Below are 26,796 nucleotides of genomic sequence, written 5' to 3' on the forward strand. Positions count from 1 at the left end.
TTTATTGGCTTGCCCATGTCAATGGGTCATGCCGTCTCAGCTCCCTGCCTAGGCCAAGCTGTCAAGTTCTTCGTCAGACAGTCCAGTGCATCTTTTAATGACAGCCCGATCTAGTCCGTCACCGAGAAGCTGTCTGGCAATTTCAAATTTAGTTTCCTTGCTTCCCTGTTGTATGCCCTGTTGTATACCTTGTTGTATGCCCTGTTGTATACCTTTTTCAGTTGCGTCGTCTATTTTTTGTGCAAGTATGGCTGCTTCATCACGAACTCGCTTAAGCTCTCGTTCGTAATTCATCAGCTCAGATTCTGTCCAATAAAAACGGTCTAATTGCTCATAGGCATCTTCTATGATAGTGTCTTTGCCGATCAAGTGTTTAAGGCATTCAGGTTCTGTCTCCGCCGCATATTTGAAAAAGTAACACCACTTTTCTGTTATTGATTCAAGATCTTTCGGGTTGCTCTTCTTAAACTTAGGTAATTCTATAAACGTGAAGGAAAAATCTTTTAAATCATGCTCGCCACTGTCACGATCAAGAATAATGTGATCTGATTTATACTGAGTCTTCTCCGGAAACAAGGTACAATCTGCAATAGCAATAAAGATAATCTCTTTCAGGTTCTGATATTCGTCACCCCTGTTTGCCTGTTGAGAGTAGGCTTTCGCCGCATAATATTGCGCCCGTTTTTCAAATCCTTTCGTCTTGGCAACCTGCATTTCGATAATGTATCGTACCCCCTCATCATCTTGGCAGAGTACATCAACGATGCTTTGCTTTTTAGCGGCGATATCGGGGTCTTGTATCGTACTTAAAAAAGTAACAGAGGTTATCTGTTTGCTACCGGAAAACCCTAAAATATCATTTAAGAAATGCATAAGAATATCTTTGTTCTTTTCGGTGCCGAAAATTTTTCGGAAGGCTACATCATTCTTGGGGTCAAGGTATTTGGATAACATAGTTAAATTTCTCCTAAAGTGCACCCGCGTTCTATCATATTGAAGATGATTGGGCTTAGCGTACGTTTTCGTTCCATTGGACAGTGAATCCCTGCTTTGCCTTCTCTTTACTTGCTCTGAGGGCAGAGTATTCAGAAAATCTTCTTATTCTTGCTTTTTTAGCCATCGAATACCAGTCTATGCCGGATCCTTCTCTTTTTTGTTCAATCAATTCTTGCAGAAATCAAAAACGCATCAAGGCTGCGTCCGGCTTTCAGGGCTTCTTCAATAAGCTTTGGCTGGCGCCCTTGCCCTGTCTATGTTTTTGTTTCACCATTCTCGACAAATTCGTATTTGGCGGGAGCTGCTAGTTTTTTTCTGCGCTTCTTGTTGATTGTTACCGCTGAGCCTAACAGATCTTCAGCGGTGAAACCTTCTTTTTCGATAAGCTGCAAAAGCTTCTGGCGTTTTTCCTCTCGCGCCGCACGTTCTGCCGCTTCTTTTTCTGCATCGGCGCGGCTCTCTTCAATCACTGCGCCCAGCTTTAGTAGCACGATAGAGCCACCGACCCAACGCGATCAGCACCTGGAAATGATCCAGAACAAGGGGCGACTCGCCTGGCAAACAGCCCTAAACTACGGTCAACGAGTCTTGGTTGAGACCATGATGGGGTGTTACAAAACACTGATTGAACCTCGTCTTCGGGCTCGCGGATTGGCTGCACAGAAGACGGAAGCATCGATAGGTGTTGCCGTTCTTAATCGGCTTTTGGCCGCAGCAAGCACTCATTCCGCCTGTAAGGAAGTGACAGAGTCATAACCCCTTGGGGGAAGTAACAACCTTCACACCTCTATGCACCAACGCCCCCTTTATCAACAAATTCGAGTCACGACCTACATTTTCTATCAGTTTTAGGCATCACAGCCAAGAACGTTAAGCACATGGGAAAAGACTCGCTCATCACGGATCAAAGCGTTATGCCCCAAATTTTCATCATGAATGACGATGTTGTTTGCTCCAGTCAATTTGGTACTAGATATTAGACCTCTTCGGAAACTATCATTTATCTAATTTCCATATTATAAATTGCAGCAATCAGATTAAATCTTAATCCAAAACGTTTTCGCCTGTTTCGATAACGGTCTGATACAATTTTAAATCTTTTAATCATACCAATGACATGTTCGTTTAATACACGCTGGCTTGATAACGCACGATTGTTGCGTTTATCTTCTTTTGTTAAGGGATTTTTCTTTGTCTTTTTCTTAGGCAACGCCGAGTTTGAATGAATCTTGCCAAGCCCTTGGTAACCTGTATCGGTAACTGTTTTGATGTCAGGATGTATTCGCACACCAGACTCCTTAAACAACCTAAAATCATGGCGCCTCCCATTCGTAAAGCTTGTACAGATGACTGCTTTACTTTTTTTATCAACGAGCACTTGTGTTTTTAAGGTGTGTCGTTTCTTTTTTCCTGAGTAAAACGGCTTTTGTTTTTTTGGGGACGTTCAATCGGCGTTTCTGTGGCATCAATAAGAACCAGCTCATACTCCCTATCCCTTTTTAATACAGCTTTGCGTCCAGGTAGGGCAAAATCAGGATGCTTTATTAGCGTATTCTCTATCCATTTAATCGTTTCATAGCATGTGCTCTCACTCACGCCATAGCTTTGGCTGACATGAAAATAAGTGCGATATTCTCGTATATACTCCAGTGCCATTAATAAGCGCTCTTCTAAACCCCGCTTGGGTTTCCGACCTCCTTTCCCTTGCTTACTCTTATCTGCTTCATTCAATATCTTTATCATCTTTTCAAATGTACTGCGTTTAACACCCGTTAAGCGACGAAATTTTTCCTCTTCCAGTACTTTTATTACTTCATATTTCATGGCGGCTCCTTGTTCAGGAGTGTTTTACCAAAATTCCTCATGAATGCTAGTTTCCGAAGAGGTCTATTGAAACAACTTTGTCTGAAGAATTACTAGAACTACTCCCTAACATATCAAAAAATGATCGATCATCTCCGGTTGAGCTAATTGTTGTGTATTTTGTTGGCTCGGGGGTTTCTGTTCCTTCGTTGAGCTTTCTTATTACATAGGAACTCGATTGCATATCGGCGCCTCCTTGGTCGGAAGTGAATAAGTTATTAATCGTTAAACCGATCCCTCTTATGCGATCTAAACCGTGGTTGGGGCCAGCTATAGATATCCAATTACGTACCTTTGTTGAACCTCCCCCAAATTTGATAAACCACCTTGTTGGCAAGCTACCAAACGAATGAGCTACAATATCGACTTTGCTCGCTCCCGTTTCGTTCAACACACTATTGATATAATTATCGAAAAGCGGGCTAAGCTGTTCATTGGTAGATTTATGAGTATCATTACGATAATCCCAGGCAAATAAATGAGAATTTTGGTACCCAGCTTGATAGAGCTCCAGACACCAGGGTCTGCACCACCCCATGTACGAAAACAACAGGAATTGAATTACAATTATAAGTCATCTTAGACCTCCGCAAGAAAATAAATTAAAATAAAGTCAGTGTATAAATAAAGATTAGATTTTTTCATCTGACAAACCTATCAGATGTGGGCTGCATAACATCAGATAATAAGGGTATTGGGTGAGCTTCTTGATGGTAATATGCATGCCGCAGGCAATCGAAATGAATCTCCGTTGTTGCGTAAAGCATTACTGTCAACGCTACTTTTTTTTATCTTAGCACTGACATTACCGATATTATCAGGCATTGCACAGGGTGTAGTGGTCAAGTAAAATTGGCTAGTATCTTGTGTTTCTCCCAGTACAGCCGCTCGGATTCATTTGGTGTTAATCCGCCGTTGTATTGATGAGGGCGAGTTTGACTGTAGTAGCCGATGATATAATCAATAAGATCTCGTTTTGCTTCTTGCCCAGTTGGATAGCCTGCTTTGGGTACCCATTCGGTTTTGAGGCTTCTGAATAGGCGCTCCATAGGAGCGTTGTCCCAACAATTCCCTTTGCGGCTTAGACTTTGGGTCATACGGTAGGGTCGAACAATGGCGCGGTGATCAAATCACGATATTATCTTGATTGCTCCCGTTTCCATCGCCCGCCTCGTCAAACGCAGCAGGCGGTTTTCCCGCACTACGCACTACGCTTACCTGACAACTTCATACCAAAGCTTATGTGACCTATCTAGCTGGCGACACTTTCGGTACTTGGTAATATCTAATCTTATAGTCTGAATATAAACCTAATTTTTGATAAAACCCTTCCCTACTCCATCTCCCCCAGCCGAAGCCTTGCCGTCGACGCGACTTCATTAAATGACGCCTCGCTTTCTTTTCTACCCAATCTTTAACGTAGTTAAAACATCGACTTGAATTACCGATCCTATAATAATTCACCCAGCCTCTGAGTATCGGATTGATGAGATAAATGACCCGATCAATCGGTTGCGGTCGTTGCCATCGGGGTGCCAGTGTCGATATTGATTCCTGAAACGTTCGTTGTGGACATCTGCTGTTGGTGCAACAAAATCGCTGAAGACGAAAGCATAGTATCAGGGTCTTTCCTCCACAGGTTAAATACTGAAGTCGTCGGTGAGTAAAGCCCTAACGACAGCGGCTTTTCATATTGCATTGGGGACAATACGCAGAATGTTTGCGATGTTGAAGCAACAGTTCAAACCGCCGAGCACTGAAAGAATAATCGGCGATCCCCCACTTTCGAGGGAGAGCGAGTAATTTTTTGAGTATGATCATTTTCAATAGATAAAAAGTCAGAAAATGATTTATATCTCAGTTAGCTACGGCGTTCAGCACCAACATTATTTGCGGAAGAGCCCAATCTAAAGTAGCGTTGACAAAAACAGTTTCAGGCGACAACTACATTGACAAACACCGATCCGGAAGTCAGAAATGCTGGCCGCGAAAAAAAGTAAAAAATACTGATGCGATCCGCAAAAAGTTTGTTAATGTGATAAATAAACGCGATTACGTAGGTGGATGATCCCGGGCACCCCCGCGATCATCTCCCCCCGCAGCGTATGACCTGTACTGAAATTCCCTTCGTCACAGAAAAAACGCGTCATCCCGGTCGACGCTCAAAAAATCGCTTGAGGTGCCCCACCGCACGCCCGCGGGCGGTTCGCGTCATATCCATCCAACGGTATTATGGCACCGCGCTCCGCCTTCAGCGAGGGATACCGATAGAGAGGAAATGTAATCATGATGGCACCTTATCCGCTAAAAATAAGCGTTTTTAAATGCCAAAGGGGGATCGATGAACCTGACCTTTAGTTGGCGAACCCTGGTGGGAACGCTGTTACTTATTACCCTGATCACCCTCGCGATGACGATCCAATCTCAGTACCAGGAAAACCGGCAACTGAAACGATCTAATCAAGCACTGCGCATTGAAAGGGACGCCGCGTGGGCGCAGGTGACTCACTATGAAAAGATTGTTGAGGTTTTTAATAAAATAGTCGGAGCGACACAGGATGCACACCAAAAGGCCGTTCGGGATTCTTCCCCTCGCATTATCACGATACGGAAGATTATTACGTCGGCGCATTGTGCACATTTGCCTGTGCCTGCTGCCGCTGTTAACCGGTTGCGTGCCCACGCAGACCAAATACCTGCCCGCCCCGCGCGTGCTCATCCCCGCCACGTTGCTGGGTGACTGTCAGGTGCCGGTCATCCCTGAGCACATGACGTGGGGCGATAGTGTGCTACTGAATGAGCAACTGCTGCTGGCTCTGGAGCAGTGCAATCAAGATAAGGCGGCGTTAAGGCAGATTGAGACAATGAACAATCCCCGACACACTGCTAAATGAGGTAAAAACAGGGCGATTGACGGAATAGAGATATACCGTGCACCGATGGCTAATGCTTAAAGCGAGTTTATTTAAAAACCCGTGATTCTTCCGCCGGATATTACCAGTATTAAGTATTCCAACGTGAACGACTCGACCCAACAACAAGTACATTGACTCGCTTGGGCAGGTACACGCAGCCCTTATCAGCTAAACCTTTTACAAAGTCATTACCGATTTCTTTCCGCAGGATATTGATTGCCCCATTCACATCCGCGTTTAGCAAGCGTCCGTTTGATGTCACGTATAATCCGCATTACGTTTACCTGAAAATACCTTTTCCCCAACATCGTCGTAATTTGGTATAGAGTCACAATCCAAAGCGCTCGCTTTGCTGGTGTAACTTTCCTCTCTTACAATCACAGTGAGCCCGGTTTCATCGGCTTTATAGTGAATCATCTCGATAAGCCTGGCATGAGGAATGCTGACAAATTTTTGGTTATTCAGCTTGCCGATGTTAATGGATTTTTTCCATTCGGCGTTGTGACCAATAACAAGGGTTCCTGCGTCGGCCATCAAAGCGTAATTGATAATGAAACGACTCACCTTGTAGGAGATAATCATTTATCCAGCATAATCGTTTAACTGATTTAATCATCTTCCCGTTAACCAGAACAGGTTGAACAGCTGGCTGGTTTGAAATAAGGGTGGCAAGATTATTGATGCCTAAAGCATTGCTCTTATTCAGCAAGACGTTAGGCATTGACTTGAACTTATAAACCAACTCAACGAAGAAGGCATTGCCTGTTGGCACGAATCTAACATCCTGAACAATTGTGTCGTCACCCGCTTTACTGTTTACAATTTGATTGCCACAACAGGTAACAATTATAGGTTTCATTCTTAACAATGAGGCGAATAGCCGTAGAGAGACTGCATTGGCTATTAGGTAATCAGCTAGGTCTTTTGGTTTGCCATGAAATGCACAATATCATAAAGTATTATATGAACGCATCCCGTTTGCCAAGGCTTCCGGTTGTTTTGACTAAAAAAGGTTCGGTTGCAGCTTTATATTCGGCCTTATTGCAATTGCAGCAAATAGCACTGCTGCGGGCCCCGATGAAATCCGCTGACTCACACCTCATTTCCTCAACGAGCTTTAAGCTCAGGACCTTATTCAGATACCGTCTTGCTTATGTCTTGGCAAGGGCTATTTTTGCATCAAAAGGAATACATGATTTCAGCACGCCATACGCTAGTTGGAGTAATTTACGCATTGCTGCACAGACACCAACTTTGCCCCCTTTATTCCGTTTTACCAATCTTTCCCATTGAGACTTTATTATTGGGTTGTGAGTGATTGAGGTAAGGGCTGGCATGTACAGCGCTTTTCTGAGTTCTGTACACCCGACTTTTGAAAGGCGGCTTCGCCCTTTAAATACGCCAGATTCGCACAGTTTCGGATTAAGGCCTGCGTAGGCGACGATTTGCTTGCTGCTCGTGAATTGTGATACATCACCGATAAACGCCAATAAAGTGGCACTCAATATTTCGCCTATACCGGGAATACTTTTCAATAACTGCTTGTTCTTTTTTAGCTCAGGAGTCTCATCGATATGCTTTTTAATCTTCTGTTTTATCTCGATTATTTGTTTTTCTAATGCGCTAATACTGTCTGTCAGAGAAGGGTGAACTATTTCATCAGCCACCATTTTTCGGTTAGATTCCATCCGTTTCATTTCTTCTAAATGATTAAGACGACGCATCAAAGCCATAAGCTGGCGTTCACTCAACGGAGCAGAGAACCAGAGTTTTGGCGTATGAAGCGCACAATAACGTGCAATCATCTTTGCATCCCCTTTATCCGTCTTATTACGGTTCAGCTCGCTCTGAGAAAACGCATGAATACGGGCCGGATTTTCCACACTGACGTCAATACGATTATCAACCAAAAAAGTGGCTAACGGCACACTGTAATTACTGGTTGCTTCCAGACAAATGTGGCACTCACCGTAAGGAGCTCGTCGATAAAGTGGATCTGAATCACATGTTTTGCGATATCTACGCCAACCGGTGTATATTTCATTTTGCGGGTCCTCCAGTTTTTGGGAGCACTAGGCATCCCGTATGGGCACAATGATGCCGAAAATCTGTGAGGATCCACACCTCACTTTTCAGTCTCGAGCCCTTGATTAAGTGGTTGGGATGCGTTCATTACATTTACTCATTTTAGTGTTGAGAATCAACGTGGTTATTAGATCTCATTATTACTGTGTCTATAAGATGAACTACCACTTAGTGTTAGTTACAAAATACCGAAATAAGTGCTTCACGGGTGAGTTACTGGAGGAAATGTTCAGGGAACAGTGCAAAAAGTGATATGTCAGTGTTTTAGAGTTTGGTGGCAAAGCTGACCACGTTCACCTTATGTTGGAGATGCACCCAAATATCGAACCAGCAAGGCTCATTAATAGCCTGAAGACGGTGAGCAGCCGACTTTATTCGTAAGGAGTTTTCAAAGCACCTTGCAGTGTACTACTGGAAACCTGTTTTATGGGCGAGGACTCACTGCTTGATAACCGCAGGGGGTGCTCCACTTAGCATTCTGAAAGACTACATACAGAATCAAGATAAACCAAAGTGATTAGCGGGCGCTATCCATCTCACACTAAACTAACTCGCTAGCTATGGACGGAGAATTTCGCGCAAACTGTTAAATAAGTTTTTATTTTGTCCAACTTTTTGGGGTCAGTACATTCTTAGAAAGATTGAATCACTGGATTACTCAACCAATTTGATTGGGAGCAATTTTACGCTCAGTGATTATGGTAGTCTCGGATTACACATGTACTAAAATGACTTCACCTTTCTGGTTATGGGATTCACTGGCAATAGGGAAACCCTGAAGAACCTCCCATAAAAGTTTATATTTGGCGCTAGTAGCACTAATTTTTAAAGTCATTGGATAGAAAAGGAGGTCAATGCGCTCTTTTTTACGGTATACAGATACTAGCTACACTTTTTTCAGTATCAAGGGTCAATTAGGGGCGACAAAACAAAATTTTTCTAGCGAGAAAGAGATGGGTCAAAGCAAATAAGCTAAATAATTGCGCCGTATTTTTAGCTAAACCTTTGTAACGCACTTTTCTAAAGTTCAACTGGCATTTTAATACACGGAAGGGGTGTTCTACTTTAGCCCGGATTTTCGCGTTGAGACTTTGCTGATGCCGATGTTTTTCCCATACCTGCTGCTCCTGCCCGGGCAAGGCCAATACCCTCCGTCGGGGGATGTGCCAGGTGACCACGCGATGTTGATGTTCGCGGCGTCGCGTCACGCCTATTATAACCGACATTACCATGAACAATCTCTTCTTGGCCGTGAAGAAGGTGATGAACTTGCGTCACATCGGCTACATTCGCCGAAGTTCCCACCAGGGAATGCACCAGCCCCGTCTGTGCATCCACGCCGATATGCGCTTTCATGCCAAAGTAGCACTGATTGCCTTTACGGGTGGCTTTCATGTCTGGGTCACGAGTATTTTGCCGGTTTTTAGTTGAACTGGGTGCATGAATAATCGTAGCATCGACAATGCTACCCCGTTTGATAAGTAGCTGAAGCGAAGCTAAATGCGTATTAACTTCTTCAAACAGCGCTTCGCTTAAATGATGTTTTTCCAGCAAATTGACGTAATAAGGGGATGTCGGTCGTATAACACTTCTTCCATCGATAAATCAGCATAATTAAACCCATTTTGTAAAAAATAAATCCGCAACATCATCTCTAAAGGTTTCGCTGGTCTACCGCCTTTAGGGTTTGCCTTGGGATAATGGCGACTGAGTTTGGCCAGAATTTTTTCCCAGGGAACTATCGTATTCATTTGCGCTAAAAAGTCGGCTCTTCTCGTCGATTTCGTTTTCATTTCACTATTAACCTAAAAAAATTATTGGTAATAGAATAGACTACTTTTATCGGTTCTTCAGGGTTTCCCTAAGACTTTAGTATTCAAAGTTACATTTCGCGTTTTAATTGCATGGAAGCTGCAAGGAAAGGAGGAGTTGGCATCGATTCGTAGGTCACACTGTTTTCTGGTCTGGATGGTTTAGCTTTCTGTACAGTAAGCTTTTGTGGTGTGCAAGCTTTAATGGGAAAAGGTCTACCCGGCCATACTTTACAAACTGGCGTTTCTTTTTGAGCAGCTAAGACAGGTATGGACGATAGTAGAATAGGCAATATCTTTAAATAAGTCTTTATTTTGTTCATGTAATACCCCCACAATCGATCTTGATGTGACCATACCCCAGCGGTTTATTAATCATAGTTACAATAGAATTGCTTGCCAATATTATTTAACACTGATTGCCCATAAAAAAGCCCTCGCTCAATCCCTAACGCAGACGCCAGTTCGGCGGCGGATGGGTTACAGCTAGCTCCTCTTTACTTTTTCAGAGATGTAGCCTTACCCAATTTGTCGTTATCAGGAGGACACGCTTCTCACGATTTGTTATCCCGCGTATACCCAGTGTGAGGTTCTTCCGCAAATAATGTTGGTGCTAAAGACAGTTCAACGCGCCGGTCACTGAAGAAATAACAGGCGATCCCCTATCCTTGGGGTAGAACGAGTAATTTTTTAGCATGATCATTTTCACGGATAAAAAGTCAGAAAATGATTTATATAGCTCTGTTAATAAAGTTTATTTATTGAATTATAATGCTTTTAATGAAAATGTCACGGTGCTTTAAAACGGTTATGAGAAAAAAATAGTGTTGTCTGTTATCGCCAGAATCACTGATAAAGCTCAAATTGTTTCGCTAGCAAAAAATGGTTACCCTGTTTTTTAAATAAGCTCCTTTTACTCATAATCTTTTAAAATTATATTAATTTCAATAAATTGATTAATATTACTTTGTTAACAGTGCATTATCTGTTAGGTTTCTTGACGCAATTGGCCATTAGTTAACGGTTGTTGTTGACATGGGTTGTATTCACTCTCTGCCGATACGCTCTGCATCCGTGTTTAATGGCCGTCACTAAGTCACCCTCGATCGATAACTGTCCCAGGTAAACGCCAGTGTGCAGCCCCCGCCCTCGTTCATCCGATCCATCACACGTTCCCCCATAAACTGCGCTAAGGCCTCTTTTGGCAGATTACTGAGCAAAATGGTCGGTTTCATCCCTTCGTACCGATTGTTGATGATGTCAAACAAGATAATTTTCTCTGTGTCAGAGCCAAATTGAACGCCTATTTCATCAATGATTAACAACTCTGGTGAGATGTGCATCCGCAGCACCTCGGCCTCTGTCATCTGCGTCGGCTTAGTCCAGGTTGATTTATATAATCGCACCAAGTGCAGGGCTGAGGTGAACAGTGCCGATGCCTGGTAGGTAGTGATAACATGCTGAGCAATGGCCAGCGCTAAGTGGTTTTTGCCTGTGCCGGGTTTGCCACACATCACTATCCCCCCGCCTTGTTTGAGTCGTTCAGGCCACTGATTGGCGTAGGCTTGACACACTTTCAGGCAGTGCGCAGCCTCTTTATTGATGGGCTCAAAATTATTCAACGTCGCTGATTGAAAACGTGGGGGCAAATTCAAACCCTGCATCAAGCGGATAATCTGTTGCTCAGAGAGACGTTTATCGTTTTCCTGTTGAGCTTGCCGAAGCGCCGCAATTTTATCTCGAATACAGTCTGGGCAGGCTGAATGGCTGGCGACACAGCTAATCACATTGAATTCTCGAATACGCTGTTCATAAGACCCATGTTTTTTACAGTAGGCATTTTGGGTAAACACGGCGGTGTTGGGAATAGCCATCGGTGGCTGCGCAAGGGCAAGGAGATGCTTTTCCAGACACGTGATTTCTTCCTGATAATCAAGCATGGTTATCACTCCATCCAGACCGGTATATCCGAAACGCCATAGTGTTTTTCATTAAAATTTTCAGTCATCCGGTGGGAGGCAGACTGTGGTTTAATACCAAACTTCACCGCATTTCTGAGCCAGGTATTTAAGGCGGCATCCCAATTTTTGAACTTTGACCCTTTGGAAGCGTGATAATCCACAAACACAGCAAATTCACTGAGCAGGTTGACGCCCAGTTCATTGGCCAATGCGGTGTGTTTTTCAGAAGGGGTAAATCCTGAGGGTTGTTGCGTGGCTTTGTTAATTTTTTGGGCAACGCTTTTTGGTATTATAGGCACAATCTTTATATTGTCTTTTTTGTCTTTTGTAATAGTGTCTTTTGTGGTTAACAGATTCTGTAAAGGACGATTTACCGTTTCCGTAAAGGTTTTCTTTACAGATACCGTCAATGTTTTACTGATTGTGTTAACCTTGGTTTTCCAGCTTAAAATCGCCTTGTTTATGCCTACCGATCTGCCTGCTGAAATCAATATGCCTAATTTAATCAGCTCGTTTTTAACGGTGCTGCATCGAGTTTCTGGCAGTCCCGTCAGGGCTGAAAGTTGAGCATTACTAACCCAATCCCGTTTTTTATTGAACCCGTATGTTTTACGTATCACCGCCAGCGCGATCAATAGCTGATTCTGTGTTAATCCCGCCCGTAAAATTGCCTCAAGCAATTCATTAGCCAAACGGGTATAACCGTTATCGGTATCAACCACATGACGTTCTTCACCCTTTGTATGCGGACCAAAATTTACATAAGCGATATTACTCATAGTGATCTCCATAAAGTTTCTGGAATGTTTGTAATGCTTGCGTAAAGCCAGTCTGTGTTATTGGTAGAGAGCCATTAAAATTCACAATTGCCTTCATGATTATACAGACAGCTATGAAATTTACTTTTTGACATGGCACTGTTAACAAAGTAATTTAAAGACCTTAAGACAAGCGATGGCGAAAAAAGAAAAGAAGGTGATATCAAGCTTATCAAAGCGCAAAGCGAGTCTTTTATGTTCTTTTATTTTGCCGAAGAAACGTTCAATGGCATTACGTGTTTTATATTTTTCTTTATCTTTTGGCTGGATACTGGATACCGGAATAAATCGCGCCTTGGCGGCGAGGGATCAGCGGGTATTTTCCGCTATCACGAATAAACTTTTTGACATCATAAAAATCGTAACCTTTATCCGCGATGACATCGCTTATCTGTCTCCAGTCTCCTTTTGCCCACAAGGTAGAAAAGACTTTTATATCAGTACGTTGTCTCTAAGAATAAACAGACACTCCTGAGACAATCGCCTGAAAGACCAACATGAATTTTAGTGCTCATTCCTTTACGACCGCGCCCTATCGACTGAACTCCTTTTTTTTAAACTCCCTGAGCCAGGGCGGTGTAGGCTCACTGTGGTACTGTCTATCCAGACGCAGTCAAGGCTGATTTTCTTTTTTTTCTGCAAGAGGTAAAGCAAATGCCAGAATAACCCATTCTCACTCCAGCGTTTAAAACGCGTGTAAATCGTATGCCAGTGGCCATAAAAAGTAGGCACGTCACGCCAAGGGATACCGGTTCTCAATACGTATAACACTGCCGAGAAAAAGTGATAATGGCTGATACCCGTGGGTCTGCCTGTACGCTTATAATATTTAAGAATATGAGGCTCGATTTCTTTTATAAAATCGGACGCTTTGATTGGATAATGTCTGTTTTTCATCCTTAATAACCCCACAAAAAGCGGATATTATCTCAACACTCACTTTGTTAACAGTGCTATATCCAAGCACATCAAAACAACACTATGACCGCTTTCGATAGACCCACCTATGATCAATTAAATTTTTCATTTATAATCAGTATGTTATACAATAATAATATAACATACGGGTTATAAAATGCTTCATCGTAGTAGTGGATGATAGGTAATGATGGTATCCATTAAACAGTCTTTCCTTTGTAGATTAAATTCATTAAACTTTACTATTCAGAGAAAGGAGCGATCTAGGTTGTTAAAATGTAAGTGAAGGTGGGTTCCGTGAGCTTAGACGACTTGACTTTTCTTCCCCATACATCAACCAATGAGGGTTGCACTGGAGTGCTTTGGCAAGTTCCAATAGATAACGCGGCCGTTTGGTGATTCCAGCCTCAATTTGCTGAATGGATTGCTGTTTAACACCCGTTTTTTTGGCAAGTTCGACCTGAGTTATTTTCAGTGCTGAACGTCGTTGTCTAATCCGTTCAGATAGGTTTTTCATAGTCTCTCCAAAACAAATTTATTTGCATTTAATAACAATTTAATTTGTTTGTCAAATACAGTTTTTCTTGTGAATATGTGAATATATTAAGGAGAGTTATTTTTTAGGGATGACTTCATGAGTATTGCGGATAGAGTTCGAAGCAGACGAACAGAATTGGGCCTTACTCAAAAAGATTTAGCCAAACGAGTCGATACTTCTCAACAAGCTATTGAACAATTGGAAAATGGTAAAACAAAAAGACCACGCTATCTTCCTGAGCTTGCTAACGCCCTGAATTGTCAACTTTATTGGTTATTAAACGGGGGCGAGCATAAAGACAAACCTAACAACGTTGCCTATATCACCCCTCATAAGCGAACAAAAGTTTATCCATTGATCAGATGGGCACAAGCTCGTAATTGGAGTGAATCTATTGAACCTTATTATAATCTTTCTGAAATTGAAGAATGGCCAGAATCAGCGGCTCATGTCATGGGAGAAGCTTTTTGGCTACGTGTCAAAGGAGATTCTATGACATCACTTATCGGTGTGAGTGTGTCAGAAAATACACTTATTCTTGTCGATACAGGCCGTGAGGTTAAAGATGGAAATTTAGTTATTGCAAAGTTAACTGATGCCAATGAAGCAACGTTCAAGAAATACATCATTGACGCAGGAAAAAATTACCTAAAACCATTAAACCCAAGCTATCCACTCATCCCCATCAATGGTAATTGTCAGATCATCGGCGTAGTAATCGAGGCAAAAATGCGACTTATTTAACAGTTTGCGCGAAATTCTCCGTCCATAGCTAGCTGATTACCTAATAGCCAATGCAGTCTCTCTACGGCTATTCGCCTCATTGTTAAGAATGAAACCTATAATTGTTACCTGTTGTGGCAATCAAATTGTAAACAGTAAAGCGGGTGACGACACAATTGTTCAGGATGTTAGATTCGTGCCAACAGGCAATGCCTTCTTCGTTGAGTTGGTTTATAAGTTCAAGTCAATGCCTAACGTCTTGCTGAATAAGAGCAATGCTTTAGGCATCAATAATCTTGCCACCCTTATTTCAAACCAGCCAGCTGTTCAACCTGTTCTGGTTAACGGGAAGATGATTAAATCAGTTAAACGATTATGCTGGATAAATGATTATCTCCTACAAGGTGAGTCGTTTCATTATCAATTACGCTTTGATGGCCGACGCAGGAACCCTTGTTATTGGTCACAACGCCGAATGGAAAAAATCCATTAACATCGGCAAGCTGAATAACCAAAAATTTGTCAGCATTCCTCATGCCAGGCTTATCGAGATGATTCACTATAAAGCCGATGAAACCGGGCTCACTGTGATTATAAGAGAGGAAAGTTACAACGAGCAAAGATAGCCACAGCTCAGATTAGGTTATGAGCCCGTCACGCTAAAGAAAAAATTCTAGGCTGTAGCAGTTTAATTTGATCCTGCGTTGTAGTCGCTTGCCGTACTATTTGTACTGTCTTCGCTCCCACGCCTTGAATCAAATTAAACTGCTACAGCCATATGGTCAATAAACTTCTGGCTTGGTTTAATTAAAATTTCAATGTCATAGCCTAACCGATTTAGGCATTGCATCAGACTTTTCTGACATGTTAGAGAGTTTGCTATTTCCTGCTTCAATCTATATAGTGTCGTCATGAAATTTTGAGCCATAGAGCAAGGCATCGTATTTGTACAGCAGCGAGAAAAGAGGAGGTATTTTTTGCATAACGAGTAGCAATACCTCGCCAGCGCTTTAGGTGCAGAAAAGCATTTTCCACGAGATGTCGATGCTTGTAGAGCGCTTTATCGTACTCACGTTGAATTTTACGATTCTTTTTAGGTGGTATTACGATTTGCATGCCGGCTTCTTCTGCTTTTTTAATGATGTTATCACTGTCATAGCCCTTGTCAGCCAACAGATATTCTGCTGCAATACCTTTGGTTAAATTCGTTGCTTGCTGACAATCTGCTGTGGTACCTGATGTAATAAAAATTCTGACCGGCATACCATGCGCATCCACGGCCAGATGTATCTTACTGTTGAGCCCCCTTTTGTGCGCTCCATATCCTGATTACCGCCTTTTGCGCCTGCTGCATGAGGGTGAACTTTGCTATGAGTGGCATCAATCATCAGCCATTCAAAATCTGGCTCCACAATCAGCGCTTCGAGCAGAGACTCCCATAGCCCCTTGTCACGCCAGCGGCAAAACCGGCGATGAGTATTTTTCCAACCGCCATAATCAGGCGGTAAATCACGCCAGGGAGCGCCGGTTCTCAATATCCAGAAAACAGCATTAATAAACTGCCTGTTATCTCTGGCTATGCCACCCCAAGTGCCTTTTCTCCCCGGGATATGAGCTTCCAATAGGCTCCAAACATGATCGGATATATCGTGGCGGCGATGGGCTAAATTCATTCCCGAATCATCTTTCATTATTGAATCATCTCAACAGTTGTCGTTATTTGTTACATGATAATATATTTTTTATTACGTGACGTACACTACTTAGGATCTAGCCCTAATTTTTCAATAGAGCAAATAATCTGTTTTAATATCCTCCTTCAGCTTATATCAGTTTTTTGTGTCTGAAGATTTCCACTGAGTTCACCTTCCCACAAAATTTTTTTCAATTGAATTTTCTTTCAAATACAAAAAATAAGTTTTTAATTTTACTTTAAACAAAATTAATTGTTTACTAATGTACAATATTGTTTGTATATTATTTCTGCGACTTATTTAAGATTACAACTAACGCCACCAGGCAAGACAGCCCAAGAAGTAGCAGCCTGACCCGGCGCCCCTGTGAAAACGGGGACAAGTCGTGAATTAGATTTAGGCAGGAGCCACTAAGCAGCACGCATTGGGTGAGCGATGTAATCACCCCCAGCCTCGATGAGAGACCGACTGGCAAAGAGTTCTTTAGGAAGGAAGTCATCTTTTACTTTATCGTCGTTGCATTAGCAACGACTTTAACAATGTTTGTTAATGTCCATGCAAAAATCACCGGGATACCCATTCAAACCAGCCCGAAGCCTGGCGACCATGAAAGTAATTGAGAAAATTAAATAATTTGAGGAAAAAGTGAAATGCAAGTAGAACAGAAAAATAGAGTCGAAAAAAAGAGTATTCTGGCATCGGGTTAAAACAGAGCCAGTGCGACTGCTCTAGATATTACAAGTATGTTAGGAGATGACTATCAAATACCGTATGCGGCGGCATGTATCCAGTCTTGCATCGCTTCTGTCAAGGCAAGTCGCCTCGGACAGGGATAAGTGATTGGCAATGGAAAATGTTCTCTCCTTAATTTTTTCATTAAATATATAGAGTTATTGCCTAATAGTAAAATAAGCGGCCTGTTATAGTAATAAATTGAATTTCAAGCCATTCTGACACGAGTTTCGCACGATAAATAACGGAGAAAAAATATGGCCTAACAATCCAATATTAATTAATTTTAGATAGCGCTAACAGAGATGGTCGTGAGCCACCCCTGTCAGCTAACCACCACAACCTTACAGGAGGCTGCTATGGCTATAGTCGATATTACTCAATTTTCTGAATTTCGGGAAGTCTTTCCTGAATTAACCCCTGTCCAATTTGAAACCGCGATGCTTTTTGCGTTACGGGGATGTGTTCTACAAAGAAAGAATGAGAGGAAGATAACCGGCCGTTAAAATAGATAACACAAAATGGTATACCAGAAGACCCAAGGTCACCCTTCAAGCTTTGGGTCTTCTCAAAACACACTCCGCGCCTTATCACAAAAATAAAAAATAAGATACCTTGTATATTTCAGGTAACGCCCTTCTTTTTTTTGATTAATAATTCACGCTCACTAAGTAATTCACCCTCTTTATTTGAGGAAATCATTGTGATAAATAAATCTATTGTTGTTGATATAATGTTATGGGCAACCGAACTTTATTTAATCTTGATAGCGTTGATTACCCACAAAAGTCGTTCCTAAAAAATGAAAACGGATAATAACGCACAGTATACGGCGGATGAGATATCAAAACAGCTGATATTGCTGTGCGAAAGTAGCACGGATCCCTGGGGCATTAAGGATAATGAATCACGCTACTTGTATGCGAATAAAGCCTGGTTTGAACTGTTGAATCTTCCCGCTAATTTTAGGCTCAAGGGTCGATTGGACAGCGATATTCCGCATCCTAGCGCAAAGTTTGCCTGTTATTTTCAGGAGCATGACCGCCAAGTCCGTGAAACGCAACAAAGTCTCTCTTCACTGAATATTTATCCCTATGGGCGTAAGCAAATAGTTCAACCTTATATTTGTGAAAAATTCCCGCTTTATAATGAAGAGGGGAAATGTATAGGGATTATTTTTCACAGCAGAAAATGCGCCTTCTTTTCTGCGCTGCAATGTATTAATGGAGAACTACCTAATTTACCGGTTTTTCATTCAACAAAGAAATTGTTTTCTAAAAAAGAACTTGAGGTGATATTTTTTGCTTTATATTCTCTGAGTGCTAAAGATATAGCCAAAAAACTACATCTTTCTCACCGAACCATAGAAAACACATTACAAAAAATATATCGAAAAGCAGGAATAAATTGTCTAAATCAATTAATAACATTTTGCAAAACAAAAGGATTAGATAACTACATCCCACCTCAACGTCTCCCTATAGGCAGTCAACTGATTGACGTGGGTGTTAAATTTCTATCCTAAAGGTGGGTACGGGATATTCTCGATAAAGAAGTGGGTAACCCCAATTCCAACCTGAAGCCGAACTACTCAGCAACAACGGTGTGAGCAATCTCTCGAGGATGAGTAACAGCTTCAAAAATACCTTAATCGCCTATACACATTTGATTTTACCGACCAAGAAAAGCGGCCAATCAAAAAAAACCGTTGGGACGACAGATTACCCATGAAAAAACCGCTGTATCACATCATAACTCAATGGAGAAATGAGCTGAGAATAGCTCAATGAGCAGTGGTGACACAACCTCAGCCTGTGTGGATATCAATAAATGTTAATTAGCACTACAAACCACCCCTATCAGCTAACTACCATAACCTTCACGGGAGGCTGCCATGGCTGCTTTCGATATGACTCAATTTTCTGAATTCCGGGAAATCTTTCCTGAACTCACCCCCGCCCAGTTTGAAACCGCGATGCTTTTTGCTTTGGGAATATCCCAGAAAGACATTGCAGCGTTGCGGTCAGTGTCATACTCGGCAGTAAAAAAGACGCTTTTTCAGGCAAAGAATAAATTTGAGCCGCATTCGCTCTATCGTCTTTCTACTGTGTTCCATGTACGTTTTGTACTTTTCGTATTACAGGGGTAAGACCGCGCCAATAGGAACGACAGCACCTTTATCACGAAATACACATCACTCACTTTGGGAGACATTGTGATGAATGAATCCATTGTTGTTGATATAATATTATGGGTAGTTGACTTATTGTTTTATTTAGTTATGGTGATATGGGTTATCCACGATAATCGCCCCTGAAGCACCTCAAGTCAAAGGGACGTTCAACAGAGTCAGTTTCTGTATCAGCGCTAATGATTAAAAGGGCTCTTCCGTAAATAATGACTGAACACTGTAGCTAACTGAGATATAAATCATTTTCTGACTTTTTATCTATTGAAAATGATCATTCTCAAAAATTACTTGCTCTACCTCGAAGATCGCCCATTATTTTTCAGTGACCGGCGAGTTGAACTGTTTCTTTAATCCAACATTATTTGCGGAAGAGCCCTTTTAATCATTAGCACTGACAACATCCCAACCATGGAAACGAAACTATAGAGATAGCAGCAAAAGCTAGGTGCAACACAGAACTTAGATTTACGTCGCTCTGTCACCACATAACACGTGAAAGGGTGTGGGGAAGTCTAAAACACACCGCTAAGAATAGCACGGCGGGAGTATAGATGGTGTAAATGTAAAAGAAGCGAGGGAGACTTTTCAAGACTGGATAGGGTGCATGCTTCAAGCAGTACATCGTAAAGGCTACAAGGCTCCGCCTGTCAGGCGAGTTTGAGTCCCTAAACCGGGAAAACCTGAAAAGCGTCCGATAGGGGTTCCCTGTATTGCTGATCGCGCCTTGCAAAGGAGTGTTGTTGAAGTTCTATCAGCGATTTATGAGCAAGATTTCTTACCTTGTTCATACGGTGGTAGAGCAAGACTAAGCGCGCATCATGCCCTATCAAAACTTAATGAAATCATAGCAGGGAAGAAAGTAAGATGGGTTTTAGAAGCCGATCTGAAGAGCTTTTTTTGTAGTTTATACCACGGATGGATACTAAGATTCGTGAAACAGCTGCTAGGGTATCTATTCGGTATGAAAGAGAAATATCAGTTTACGCTATGAGATAACACAAAAGAACACCATAAAATTGAAAGGAGGTGAGTCATACGGGACTCGAGCCCACAACCAAAGGTTTATAACACAACTGCCTCTGCCAACTGAGCTAACAACCCACACAAGATTAAAAGGGGATTTTAAGGACGGCAAGAATCACACCAACAGCAACCACTAGCATACCACCGAGCTTGATGGTTGTTTGCATGCCGCTCTTTTCGATATCCTTACGCATTAGGGACATTTCAGTCATGAAATCTTTGCGTACATCGGCTATCTTGGCATCGGTCTTCTCGAAACGTGCCGTCATATGCCGTCATATCTTTACGAACATCGGCTATCTCAGCAGACAACTCTTTATGGACTGAGACTATTTTAGCGTCAGTTTTTTCAAAGTTATCATCAACTTTTTCGAATCGAGTTTCCATGTCTTTGTGAACACAGGCTATCTGAGCATCGGTCTTCTCGAAACGGGCTTCCATGTCTTTACGGATACCAACAATTTCAGCCGATAGGTTTCTGTGGCTATCGGTTATATGGATAGTCAAGTCCTTACGAAGGTCTTCAAGATCACGTTTAGTGGCCACATCAGCAACTTCGTGAGATTTACGCACGGCTAAAGAAAGCGCTTTCGCCTGCTCTGTACGAAAACCAGCATTTTCAAGCGTTTCGACAAATTCTTGTGTATCAAATGCGACCTGAGCAATTACGACGTTCTCCTCAATGCGTTTGGCTTAGTTTAACCGATAAGTCCGTTAACCTGCAAAGGTTCAATGATTAACCAGGCCTGCATCATTATTCACAACAAAACATCATTTCACTACGGAGAGTTAAAGTAAACCTGCCCGTTGTTGCTGGCGTTGAAGTCACCACTGACGAATTTAACCTTATATTTGAATACCATTCATAAAGAGAATGGTGAAGGAAACTATAAACGTCCTTTAATAAAAGCTTGTGACAACACAAACTCAATAATTATTGATGGCAGAATTTAGAGATTAACTTATTGAAAAATCATCAAAGCCCGAAATTATAGCTTAAGTGTTATAAATTGATTTAAAATAGAGGTTCAGAGAAGACATCAACCCTCTGACACTAACAGGAAGCTAAGGAAAACGTGCTGATTTAGTGCAAAGATTGACGATCACCCAATCCTAGGTCAAGCCCCCTATTCTCAATGTGCTGGGACTCCATTTATCGCTATCATTTGAGAAGGTTTTCTCATGCTAAATAATGTAGTCATTATCGATAATATCATTGTTCGCCAGGATGTTTTCGAGCGTTATTGCCTGAGTGATTTGCACAAAGCCGCGGATAAGCAAGACAGACACCAACCTGCTTTCTAACTCCACAATGAGCAAACCGTTTAATTAATAAGCGATTTGCAAAAATACAACTCGACCAGAATTGAACTCACCGATGTTATCCGTGGTGGCTCTGAACAGGAAACTTTTGCCTATAAAGAACTGATTTACGCCTATGCGATGTGGATCAGTGCTGCTTTCAACCTCAAGGTTATCCGCACGTTTGATAAGGCAGTCATCGGGAACGTTCAGCCTCTCATCGATCAGGTTTAGGTCGGACTGGATTTCATCAATTTTGCTAAACAAGCATTCCGTCTGACACCATCTGCTGTACTGGGGTCACTCAAGCAGCTTCAAACGGCATGTGGTTTACCTAATAGGCTTCCTGCGTATGCGATTGATGCACCAGATGGCAAAAACTCCAGCGAAGATACTGGCTTATTGAAATACTGGCGCTGAACCACCAGAGTCCGGTTACAAGCGTCTGCAGCTCCTTGACATCGTTGAAAGAGCGTCACGCCCCAGTACCAAAACCTCAGACGAGGAGAAATGCTATTGGTCGATGACGGAAAGGGGTTTGCGATTTGGCAAGAATCTGAACGATCCGGTCAACCTTCAGCAAACCATTCTGATCAACCCAAGGAATACATCCATGATAACTCTTTCATTACGGGCGGAATCGTCATGGCGGTTGCTCACGTGAAAGACGTACTGTTAGACAGCATCGTCTCCGGCCTTCGCACCCGTTAGCATAATTTTATCAATACATTACGTCAGAAAGGTGATCCAACATGCGTTATCACATCGAGAGCAACGTCCTACTCATCCGTATTCAAGGCAAGACCCTGCGCTTTACCAACACCGATGAAGGTTATCGCCAGATGATTCAAGTATTTTATCAAAGTAAAGCTGTATCAACATGATAGACCAGAATATCCGTGAAGCAAGAAAGATCATTCACGTTTTCTATGACAGAAAGGCGGAACTGCAGAGCATAACAGAGACGGTGTAATCAACGTTAACTGCATGCCTTAATAAGATCCCATCTCCAAGCAAACAGGCTACCTCACGGCAATTCGTCCTGCACATGCACACGGCGAGACTGAGGCTTTGCCATATTTGATCGGCTCACAATAAGCAGAGGTAATCCAGTGAAAAAACAATCACTCACACGGCATGAAGCCGCTTTAATTGTCGGCGTATCCCGCCCCACGTTATCGCAGTGGGTTAAATCGGGAAGAATTCAAGCAACACGTAAAGATCCAACCAAAAAGAAGTCTCCCTACCTGTTCACCCTGCAAACCTGTCTTGCTGCATTGAACAATCCGATCCACACTGTCGCCGTGAGCGACGGCAGGTTGCACGAGGAGAAATTATGTCAATCTTCCGCAGAGGAAAAATATGGTACGCGAGCTACTCGTTACCGGAAGGCAAGCGAATTAAAGAATCTCTTGGCACAGAGGACAAGCGGCAAGCTCAGGAATTGCACGATAAACGAAAAGCTGAATTGTGGAGAATAGACAAGCTGGATAATCTCCCTGAGGTGACTCTTGAAGAAGCTTGCTTACGCTGGTTAGAGGAAAAGGCCGACAAAAAATCGCTTGATGATGACAAAAGCCGGATGGGATTTTGGCTGTTGCATTTTGAAGGTGTAAAGCTTAAGGAGTTGACTGAAGCCAGGATCTACGCGGCAATAAGCAAAATGACGAACCGTCGCTATGCTGAAAACTGGCGACTACAATCTGAGGCAATGGTAAGAAAAGGTCAGAAGGCACCGGAATATCAGGAAAAAGCAGTCACCCTCTCGACTAAAGCTAAACATCTTGCATTAATGAAGTCACTGCTGCGTACTGCCGAACGAGACTGGAAGTGGCTTGAAAAAGCGCCCGTTATCAAAGTGCCACAAGTGAAAAATAAACGTATTCGATGGCTTAAACCCGCAGAAGCGCAACGACTGATTGATGAATGCCCAGAGCCGTTAAAGTCGGTGGTCAAATTTGCACTGGCTACAGGTCTTCGCCGTTCCAATATCATTAACCTGGAATGGAAGCAGATTGACATGCCACGCCGCGTGGCATGGATTAATCCTGAAGACAGCAAATCTGGTCAGGCTATTGGGGTAGCCCTCAATGAGACGTCCTGCAAAATTCTCCGCGATCAAATAGGAAAACACCACACATGGGTATTTGTGTATACGGAAGCGAAAACCCGCACGGATGGCACACTAACGCCCTCCGTGCGGAAGATGCGTGTCGATGCTAACTCGGCGTGGAAGCAGGCATTGAAGCGAGCAGGGATAGAAGCATTCCGTTTTCATGATTTGAGACACACTTGGGCAAGCTGGCTGATACAGGCGGGCGTTCCCCTGTCTGTTTTACAAGAAATGGGGGGATGGGAGTCAATCGACATGGTACGGAGGTATGCCCACCTTTCCCCTCGTCATTTGACTGAACACGCCAAGCACATTGACGCTATTTTTGATAATGATGTCCCAAATCTGTCCCATACCTGTAAATAAGCGGGGAGGAAGAAAACCTAAGTCTTTGATATTATTGGTGCGCCCTGCAGGATTCGAACCTGCGGCCTACGGCTTAGAAGGCCGTTGCTCTATCCAGCTGAGCTAAGGGCGCGTGTGACCTTGGGGCAGGATTATACGGGCAGCGCTTCTTGAGTCAATGTTTTTCATCTTACAATTTAGCCTCTGTCTATTTTTTCTTAAATTAATTACTATTCTAAACCTGACAGCACAGCTTGCTTCTGACAAAATAGATTTATTCTCGCTTTTTTAATTAATGGATCCCTCAGTCGATGTCAGCAAAAATTATTGACGGTAAAATGATTTCTCAAGAAATAAAAAATAATATCGCCAAATCGGTAAAACAGCGCGTAGCTGAAGCTAAACGCCGTCCAGGCTTGGCAGTGGTATTGGTTGGCGCAAATCCAGCGTCACAAATTTATGTCGGTAGTAAAGTAAAAGCCTGTGAGGAAGTCGATTTTTTTTCTTCTCTGTACGATTTACCTGAAAGTACCACTGAGGCTGAACTATTAGCGAAGATTGATGAACTGAATCAAGATGATAAAATTGATGGTATCTTGATTCAGTTGCCCCTCCCTGCCCGCATTGATAATGCTACCATCTTAGAACGTATTCACCCCGCTAAAGACGTTGATGGTTTTCATCCTTATAATATTGGTAGTTTATGTCAAAGAAAGCCTAAACTACGCCCCTGCACACCTCGTGGCATCATGACGTTATTAGAAAAAAGTAAAATTGATATAAAAGGCATGCATGCCGTAGTGGTTGGTGCATCGAATATCGTCGGTCGCCCTATGAGTTTAGAACTTTTGCTTGCCGGTTGTACCACTACCGTCACGCATAGACACACGACTAATCTTAGACAACATGTTGAAACTGCTGATTTGTTAATTGTCGCTGTGGGTAATCCTGGCATTATCTTAAGTGAATGGATCAAGCCAGGCGCCATCGTGATTGACGTTGGGATCAATCGTGTTAATGATAAAATCGTCGGTGATGTTGAATTTGCGACCGCACAACAGCGAGCAGGTTGGATCACCCCAGTGCCGGGGGGAGTTGGGCCAATGACAGTTGCCACACTGATGCAAAATACTTTACAAGCCTGTGAGCAATACTACGATATCAATAATCAAGCATTAATTAGATAACGTGGCCACATAGCCGAATCAAATTAAACTGACTTGGCTATATACCCAATGAATTTCGAGTTACGGCAAGGCGGCAAGGGGGTGAGACCGATGAGCGTAGACATACTACGTGATTCGGCGAGCGCCCGCAGTCAACGCCGCCGTAACTTGAAAGGCGAAGGGTATAAGCTTTTAAGCTAGGCGGAATCGTCTATATTTAGCAGCAAATCATTCACTTCGAGGTACCTTATATCTTTAGAGCCTATTCGAAATCTTCTTTAAGCGGTGCTTAGACGAGGAAAAAACGAGCGAAAAAGCGCAGTTTACATTACAGTAAATGAGCATTTTGAGCTCGTTTTTGACAAAAGACTTCTTGCAAAACCAGAGCGAGAGGTGCGAAGTCAAAACACCCGAAGCACAGCAACCGCGGTGTATATCCACCGTCTTTCAAGTTAAAGGGGGCGCGTGAGCCGATGACGCAGAACAACGCGGCGGGGGCTTCAAAGGTGAAGTGTATACACAACAATAGACCTCTTCGGAAACTAGCATTCATGAGGAATTTTGGTAAAACACTCCTGAACAAGGAGCCGCCATGAAATATGAAGTAATAAAAGTACTGGAAGAGGAAAAATTTCGTCGCTTAACGGGTGTTAAACGCAGTACATTTGAAAAGATGATAAAGATATTGAATGAAGCAGATAAGAGTAAGCAAGGGAAAGGAGGTCGGAAACCCAAGCGGGGTTTAGAAGAGCGCTTATTAATGGCACTGGAGTATATACGAGAATATCGCACTTATTTTCATGTCAGCCAAAGCTATGGCGTGAGTGAGAGCACATGCTATGAAACGATTAAATGGATAGAGAATACGCTAATAAAGCATCCTGATTTTGCCCTACCTGGACGCAAAGCTGTATTAAAAAGGGATAGGGAGTATGAGCTGGTTCTTATTGATGCCACAGAAACGCCGATTGAACGTCCCCAAAAAAACAAAAGCCGTTTTACTCAGGAAAAAAGAAACGACACACCTTAAAAACACAAGTGCTCGTTGATAAAAAAAGTAAAGCAGTCATCTGTACAAGCTTTACGAATGGGAGGCGCCATGATTTTAGGTTGTTTAAGGAGTCTGGTGTGCGAATACATCCTGACATCAAAACAGTTACCGATACAGGTTACCAAGGGCTTGGCAAGATTCATTCAAACTCGGCGTTGCCTAAGAAAAAGACAAAGAAAAATCCCTTAACAAAAGAAGATAAACGCAACAATCGTGCGTTATCAAGCCAGCGTGTATTAAACGAACATGTCATTGGTATGATTAAAAGATTTAAAATTGTATCAGACCGTTATCGAAACAGGCGAAAACGTTTTGGATTAAGATTTAATCTGATTGCTGCAATTTATAATATGGAAATTACCCCGACAATGCCAATAGCGAACCTTTTTTGCCGTTGAAACCCAAGGCTCCGCGTGATTTGCTGGAAGCAATCAAAGCCTATTTAAGCCAGTATATTTCCCCTTTCGTTGATTTGGAAGTGAAAAATCCAAGCTATGAACAAATAAAATACTCTGTCACTGTTTGCTTTAAAAAGCCGATGAACCCGGTAA

Annotated in this window: 34 protein-coding genes, 1 tRNA gene and 5 pseudogenes; 21 read left to right on the top strand and 19 right to left on the bottom strand. The window is 42.5% G+C overall.

All coding sequences use genetic code 11. The features are described from left to right. Nucleotides 1–48: 48 nt before the first annotated feature. The 4 genes and pseudogenes from REG_RS05545 to REG_RS14620 form a co-directional block, all read right to left on the bottom strand. On the bottom strand, nucleotides 49–954 hold the full coding sequence (locus tag REG_RS05545) for an Rpn family recombination-promoting nuclease/putative transposase (protein ID WP_039907466.1): 906 nt from the start codon (nucleotides 952–954) through the stop codon (nucleotides 49–51). A gap of 203 nt (nucleotides 955–1,157) precedes the next feature. Further along, nucleotides 1,158–1,478 (bottom strand): annotated as a pseudogene (locus REG_RS05550) (H-NS histone family protein); the annotation flags it as partial. 518 nt (nucleotides 1,479–1,996) lie between these two features. Next, nucleotides 1,997–2,820, bottom strand: a protein-coding gene (locus tag REG_RS12105; protein ID WP_260200023.1) for an IS5-like element ISRein1 family transposase whose coding sequence is annotated in 2 segments (ribosomal slippage) — nucleotides 1,997–2,433 and nucleotides 2,433–2,820 — 825 coding nt in all. Because the reading frame shifts where the segments join, the coding sequence is not laid out codon by codon here. A gap of 46 nt (nucleotides 2,821–2,866) precedes the next feature. Then, on the bottom strand, nucleotides 2,867–3,397 hold the full coding sequence (locus REG_RS14620) for an esterase/lipase family protein (protein ID WP_050749335.1): 531 nt from the start codon (nucleotides 3,395–3,397) through the stop codon (nucleotides 2,867–2,869). Nucleotides 3,398–3,553: 156 nt separating this feature from the next. On the opposite strand from REG_RS14620, the gene REG_RS13285 reads away from it, so the two are divergent. After that, nucleotides 3,554–3,709: a hypothetical protein gene (locus REG_RS13285; protein WP_176603449.1), complete on the top strand. Its 156-nt coding sequence runs from the start codon at nucleotides 3,554–3,556 to the stop codon at nucleotides 3,707–3,709. On the opposite strand, the pseudogene REG_RS05575 reads toward REG_RS13285, so the two are convergent. Both REG_RS05575 and REG_RS14625 read right to left on the bottom strand, forming a co-directional pair. Next, nucleotides 3,702–3,980 (bottom strand): annotated as a pseudogene (locus REG_RS05575) (integrase core domain-containing protein); the annotation flags it as partial. The gene REG_RS13285 and the pseudogene REG_RS05575 sit on opposite strands and share 8 nt — an antisense overlap. A 127-nt stretch (nucleotides 3,981–4,107) precedes the next feature. Beyond that, entirely contained in the window at nucleotides 4,108–4,482 is a 375-nt protein-coding gene (locus REG_RS14625) for a group II intron maturase-specific domain-containing protein (protein ID WP_087943389.1), read from the bottom strand. Between the two features lie 718 nt (nucleotides 4,483–5,200). Here REG_RS14625 and REG_RS05585 point away from each other — a divergent pair. Together REG_RS05585 and lysC are read left to right on the top strand one after the other, a co-directional pair. Next, nucleotides 5,201–5,599, top strand: a complete 399-nt coding sequence (locus REG_RS05585; protein WP_006704785.1) for a hypothetical protein — start codon at nucleotides 5,201–5,203, stop codon at nucleotides 5,597–5,599. Further along, complete coding sequence (gene lysC / locus REG_RS11230; protein ID WP_043913686.1) at nucleotides 5,571–5,753, top strand: Rz1-like lysis system protein LysC; 183 nt, start codon at nucleotides 5,571–5,573, stop codon at nucleotides 5,751–5,753. The genes REG_RS05585 and lysC overlap by 29 nt, the downstream gene beginning before the upstream one ends. 279 nt (nucleotides 5,754–6,032) lie before the next feature. Here the strand turns inward: lysC and REG_RS10750 are convergent, their stop codons facing one another. The 3 genes from REG_RS10750 to REG_RS14210 form a co-directional block, all read right to left on the bottom strand. Further along, nucleotides 6,033–6,356 (bottom strand): IS200/IS605 family accessory protein TnpB-related protein, encoded by a 324-nt coding sequence (locus REG_RS10750; protein ID WP_050749336.1) that lies wholly within the window; start codon nucleotides 6,354–6,356, stop codon nucleotides 6,033–6,035. Nucleotides 6,357–6,925: 569 nt separating this feature from the next. Continuing rightward, a complete protein-coding gene (locus tag REG_RS05595) occupies nucleotides 6,926–7,702 on the bottom strand; it encodes an IS110 family RNA-guided transposase (protein WP_006704786.1) in 777 nt (258 codons plus the stop codon). Further along, nucleotides 7,693–7,818, bottom strand: a complete 126-nt coding sequence (locus tag REG_RS14210) for a hypothetical protein (protein ID WP_260200214.1) — start codon at nucleotides 7,816–7,818, stop codon at nucleotides 7,693–7,695. Before REG_RS14210 ends, REG_RS05595 begins: the two co-directional genes overlap by 10 nt. Nucleotides 7,819–8,015: 197 nt before the next feature. Here REG_RS14210 and tnpA point away from each other — a divergent pair. Continuing rightward, nucleotides 8,016–8,240 (top strand): annotated as a pseudogene (gene tnpA, locus REG_RS14630) (IS200/IS605 family transposase). Beyond that, a complete protein-coding gene (locus REG_RS14635; RefSeq protein ID WP_407078951.1) occupies nucleotides 8,233–8,376 on the top strand; it encodes a transposase in 144 nt (47 codons plus the stop codon). Before tnpA ends, REG_RS14635 begins: the two are co-directional and overlap by 8 nt. Before the next feature lie 397 nt (nucleotides 8,377–8,773). Here the strand turns inward: REG_RS14635 and REG_RS11240 are convergent. The 4 genes and pseudogenes from REG_RS11240 to REG_RS10755 all read right to left on the bottom strand — a co-directional run bounded on the left by REG_RS11240 (nucleotide 8,774) and on the right by REG_RS10755 (nucleotide 12,422). After that, a pseudogene (locus tag REG_RS11240) lies at nucleotides 8,774–9,652 on the bottom strand (IS5 family transposase). 89 nt (nucleotides 9,653–9,741) lie between these two features. Beyond that, on the bottom strand, nucleotides 9,742–9,993 hold the full coding sequence (locus REG_RS05610; protein ID WP_039907470.1) for a hypothetical protein: 252 nt from the start codon (nucleotides 9,991–9,993) through the stop codon (nucleotides 9,742–9,744). Between the two features lie 768 nt (nucleotides 9,994–10,761). Further along, complete coding sequence (locus REG_RS05615; RefSeq protein WP_039907472.1) at nucleotides 10,762–11,610, bottom strand: ATP-binding protein; 849 nt, start codon at nucleotides 11,608–11,610, stop codon at nucleotides 10,762–10,764. A 5-nt stretch (nucleotides 11,611–11,615) separates the two neighbouring features. Beyond that, nucleotides 11,616–12,422 carry a replication protein gene (locus tag REG_RS10755; RefSeq protein WP_006704788.1) on the bottom strand — a complete coding sequence of 269 codons (807 nt, stop codon included), beginning with the start codon at nucleotides 12,420–12,422 and terminating at the stop codon, nucleotides 11,616–11,618. Between the two features lie 163 nt (nucleotides 12,423–12,585). Between REG_RS10755 and REG_RS13880 the strand changes: the two genes are divergently transcribed. Further along, nucleotides 12,586–12,924: a hypothetical protein gene (locus REG_RS13880; RefSeq protein WP_006704789.1), complete on the top strand. Its 339-nt coding sequence runs from the start codon at nucleotides 12,586–12,588 to the stop codon at nucleotides 12,922–12,924. A 44-nt stretch (nucleotides 12,925–12,968) separates the two neighbouring features. On the opposite strand, the gene REG_RS11250 is transcribed toward REG_RS13880, so the two are convergent. Then, nucleotides 12,969–13,346: a transposase gene (locus REG_RS11250; RefSeq protein ID WP_071985180.1), complete on the bottom strand. Its 378-nt coding sequence runs from the start codon at nucleotides 13,344–13,346 to the stop codon at nucleotides 12,969–12,971. A 292-nt stretch (nucleotides 13,347–13,638) separates the two neighbouring features. Continuing rightward, nucleotides 13,639–13,884 (bottom strand): helix-turn-helix domain-containing protein, encoded by a 246-nt coding sequence (locus REG_RS05625; protein ID WP_006706107.1) that lies wholly within the window; start codon nucleotides 13,882–13,884, stop codon nucleotides 13,639–13,641. Nucleotides 13,885–14,001: 117 nt separating this feature from the next. Here REG_RS05625 and REG_RS05630 point away from each other — a divergent pair, with 117 nt between their 5' ends. Next, nucleotides 14,002–14,649, top strand: coding sequence for a LexA family protein (locus REG_RS05630; RefSeq protein WP_006704790.1), 648 nt, complete (start codon nucleotides 14,002–14,004; stop codon nucleotides 14,647–14,649). A 365-nt stretch (nucleotides 14,650–15,014) separates the two neighbouring features. Next, complete coding sequence (locus REG_RS05635; RefSeq protein ID WP_039907475.1) at nucleotides 15,015–15,254, top strand: IS200/IS605 family accessory protein TnpB-related protein; 240 nt, start codon at nucleotides 15,015–15,017, stop codon at nucleotides 15,252–15,254. A gap of 283 nt (nucleotides 15,255–15,537) precedes the next feature. On the opposite strand, the gene REG_RS12115 is transcribed toward REG_RS05635, so the two are convergent. After that, a protein-coding gene (locus tag REG_RS12115; protein ID WP_407078952.1) for an IS5 family transposase occupies nucleotides 15,538–16,301 on the bottom strand; the annotation gives its coding sequence in 2 pieces (ribosomal slippage) (nucleotides 15,538–15,941 and nucleotides 15,941–16,301; 765 coding nt in all). Nucleotides 16,302–16,750: 449 nt separating this feature from the next. Here REG_RS12115 and REG_RS05650 point away from each other — a divergent pair. The 5 genes and pseudogenes from REG_RS05650 to REG_RS14640 form a co-directional block, all read left to right on the top strand. Then, the gene (locus tag REG_RS05650) at nucleotides 16,751–16,942 is read left to right on the top strand and encodes a hypothetical protein (RefSeq protein ID WP_039907477.1); all 192 of its coding nucleotides are present in this window, start codon (nucleotides 16,751–16,753) and stop codon (nucleotides 16,940–16,942) included. 471 nt (nucleotides 16,943–17,413) lie between these two features. Then, nucleotides 17,414–17,560, top strand: a complete 147-nt coding sequence (locus tag REG_RS13290) for a hypothetical protein (RefSeq protein ID WP_176603451.1) — start codon at nucleotides 17,414–17,416, stop codon at nucleotides 17,558–17,560. 296 nt (nucleotides 17,561–17,856) lie between these two features. After that, nucleotides 17,857–18,579: a helix-turn-helix transcriptional regulator gene (locus tag REG_RS05655; RefSeq protein WP_006704792.1), complete on the top strand. Its 723-nt coding sequence runs from the start codon at nucleotides 17,857–17,859 to the stop codon at nucleotides 18,577–18,579. 369 nt (nucleotides 18,580–18,948) lie between these two features. Then, the gene (locus REG_RS05660; protein ID WP_006704793.1) at nucleotides 18,949–19,203 is read left to right on the top strand and encodes a helix-turn-helix transcriptional regulator; all 255 of its coding nucleotides are present in this window, start codon (nucleotides 18,949–18,951) and stop codon (nucleotides 19,201–19,203) included. 715 nt (nucleotides 19,204–19,918) lie between these two features. Further along, a pseudogene (locus REG_RS14640) lies at nucleotides 19,919–20,236 on the top strand (reverse transcriptase domain-containing protein); the annotation flags it as partial. Between the two features lie 118 nt (nucleotides 20,237–20,354). On the opposite strand, the gene REG_RS14215 reads toward REG_RS14640, so the two are convergent. Both REG_RS14215 and REG_RS14220 read right to left on the bottom strand, forming a co-directional pair. Beyond that, nucleotides 20,355–20,480, bottom strand: a complete 126-nt coding sequence (locus REG_RS14215; RefSeq protein WP_260200215.1) for a hypothetical protein — start codon at nucleotides 20,478–20,480, stop codon at nucleotides 20,355–20,357. Beyond that, entirely contained in the window at nucleotides 20,473–20,841 is a 369-nt protein-coding gene (locus tag REG_RS14220) for a hypothetical protein (protein ID WP_050749341.1), read from the bottom strand. Before REG_RS14220 ends, REG_RS14215 begins: the two co-directional genes overlap by 8 nt. Before the next feature lie 609 nt (nucleotides 20,842–21,450). Between REG_RS14220 and REG_RS14225 the strand changes: the two genes are divergently transcribed. From REG_RS14225 to REG_RS05685, 5 genes are all read left to right on the top strand, one after another. Then, a complete protein-coding gene (locus REG_RS14225; protein ID WP_006706507.1) occupies nucleotides 21,451–21,573 on the top strand; it encodes a hypothetical protein in 123 nt (40 codons plus the stop codon). A 36-nt stretch (nucleotides 21,574–21,609) separates the two neighbouring features. Further along, nucleotides 21,610–21,804, top strand: coding sequence for a KilA-N domain-containing protein (locus REG_RS14230; protein WP_050749342.1), 195 nt, complete (start codon nucleotides 21,610–21,612; stop codon nucleotides 21,802–21,804). A gap of 282 nt (nucleotides 21,805–22,086) precedes the next feature. Continuing rightward, a complete protein-coding gene (locus REG_RS10775) occupies nucleotides 22,087–22,281 on the top strand; it encodes a hypothetical protein (protein ID WP_141553625.1) in 195 nt (64 codons plus the stop codon). A gap of 41 nt (nucleotides 22,282–22,322) precedes the next feature. Then, nucleotides 22,323–22,454, top strand: coding sequence for a hypothetical protein (locus tag REG_RS14235; RefSeq protein ID WP_260200216.1), 132 nt, complete (start codon nucleotides 22,323–22,325; stop codon nucleotides 22,452–22,454). Nucleotides 22,455–22,906: 452 nt separating this feature from the next. Next, entirely contained in the window at nucleotides 22,907–24,049 is a 1,143-nt protein-coding gene (locus REG_RS05685) for a tyrosine-type recombinase/integrase (protein WP_006704794.1), read from the top strand. 35 nt (nucleotides 24,050–24,084) lie between these two features. On the opposite strand, the gene REG_RS05690 is transcribed toward REG_RS05685, so the two are convergent. Beyond that, a tRNA-Arg gene (locus REG_RS05690) sits at nucleotides 24,085–24,161 on the bottom strand. A 178-nt stretch (nucleotides 24,162–24,339) separates the two neighbouring features. Between REG_RS05690 and folD the strand changes: the two genes are divergently transcribed. The 3 genes from folD (at nucleotide 24,340) to REG_RS12125 (ending at nucleotide 26,643) form a co-directional block, all read left to right on the top strand. Next, complete coding sequence (gene folD / locus REG_RS05695; RefSeq protein ID WP_006704795.1) at nucleotides 24,340–25,215, top strand: bifunctional methylenetetrahydrofolate dehydrogenase/methenyltetrahydrofolate cyclohydrolase FolD; 876 nt, start codon at nucleotides 24,340–24,342, stop codon at nucleotides 25,213–25,215. A gap of 48 nt (nucleotides 25,216–25,263) precedes the next feature. Next, on the top strand, nucleotides 25,264–25,395 hold the full coding sequence (locus REG_RS14240; protein WP_260200217.1) for a hypothetical protein: 132 nt from the start codon (nucleotides 25,264–25,266) through the stop codon (nucleotides 25,393–25,395). A 391-nt stretch (nucleotides 25,396–25,786) separates the two neighbouring features. Beyond that, a protein-coding gene (locus tag REG_RS12125) for an IS5-like element ISRein1 family transposase (protein WP_087943391.1) occupies nucleotides 25,787–26,643 on the top strand; the annotation gives its coding sequence in 2 pieces (ribosomal slippage) (nucleotides 25,787–26,174 and nucleotides 26,174–26,643; 858 coding nt in all). The last annotated feature ends 153 nt before the right edge of the window (nucleotides 26,644–26,796 follow it).

Origin of the sequence: Candidatus Regiella insecticola LSR1, from assembly GCF_000143625.1 — a bacterium.
Taxonomy (GTDB): Bacteria; Pseudomonadota; Gammaproteobacteria; order Enterobacterales; family Enterobacteriaceae; genus Regiella; species Regiella insecticola.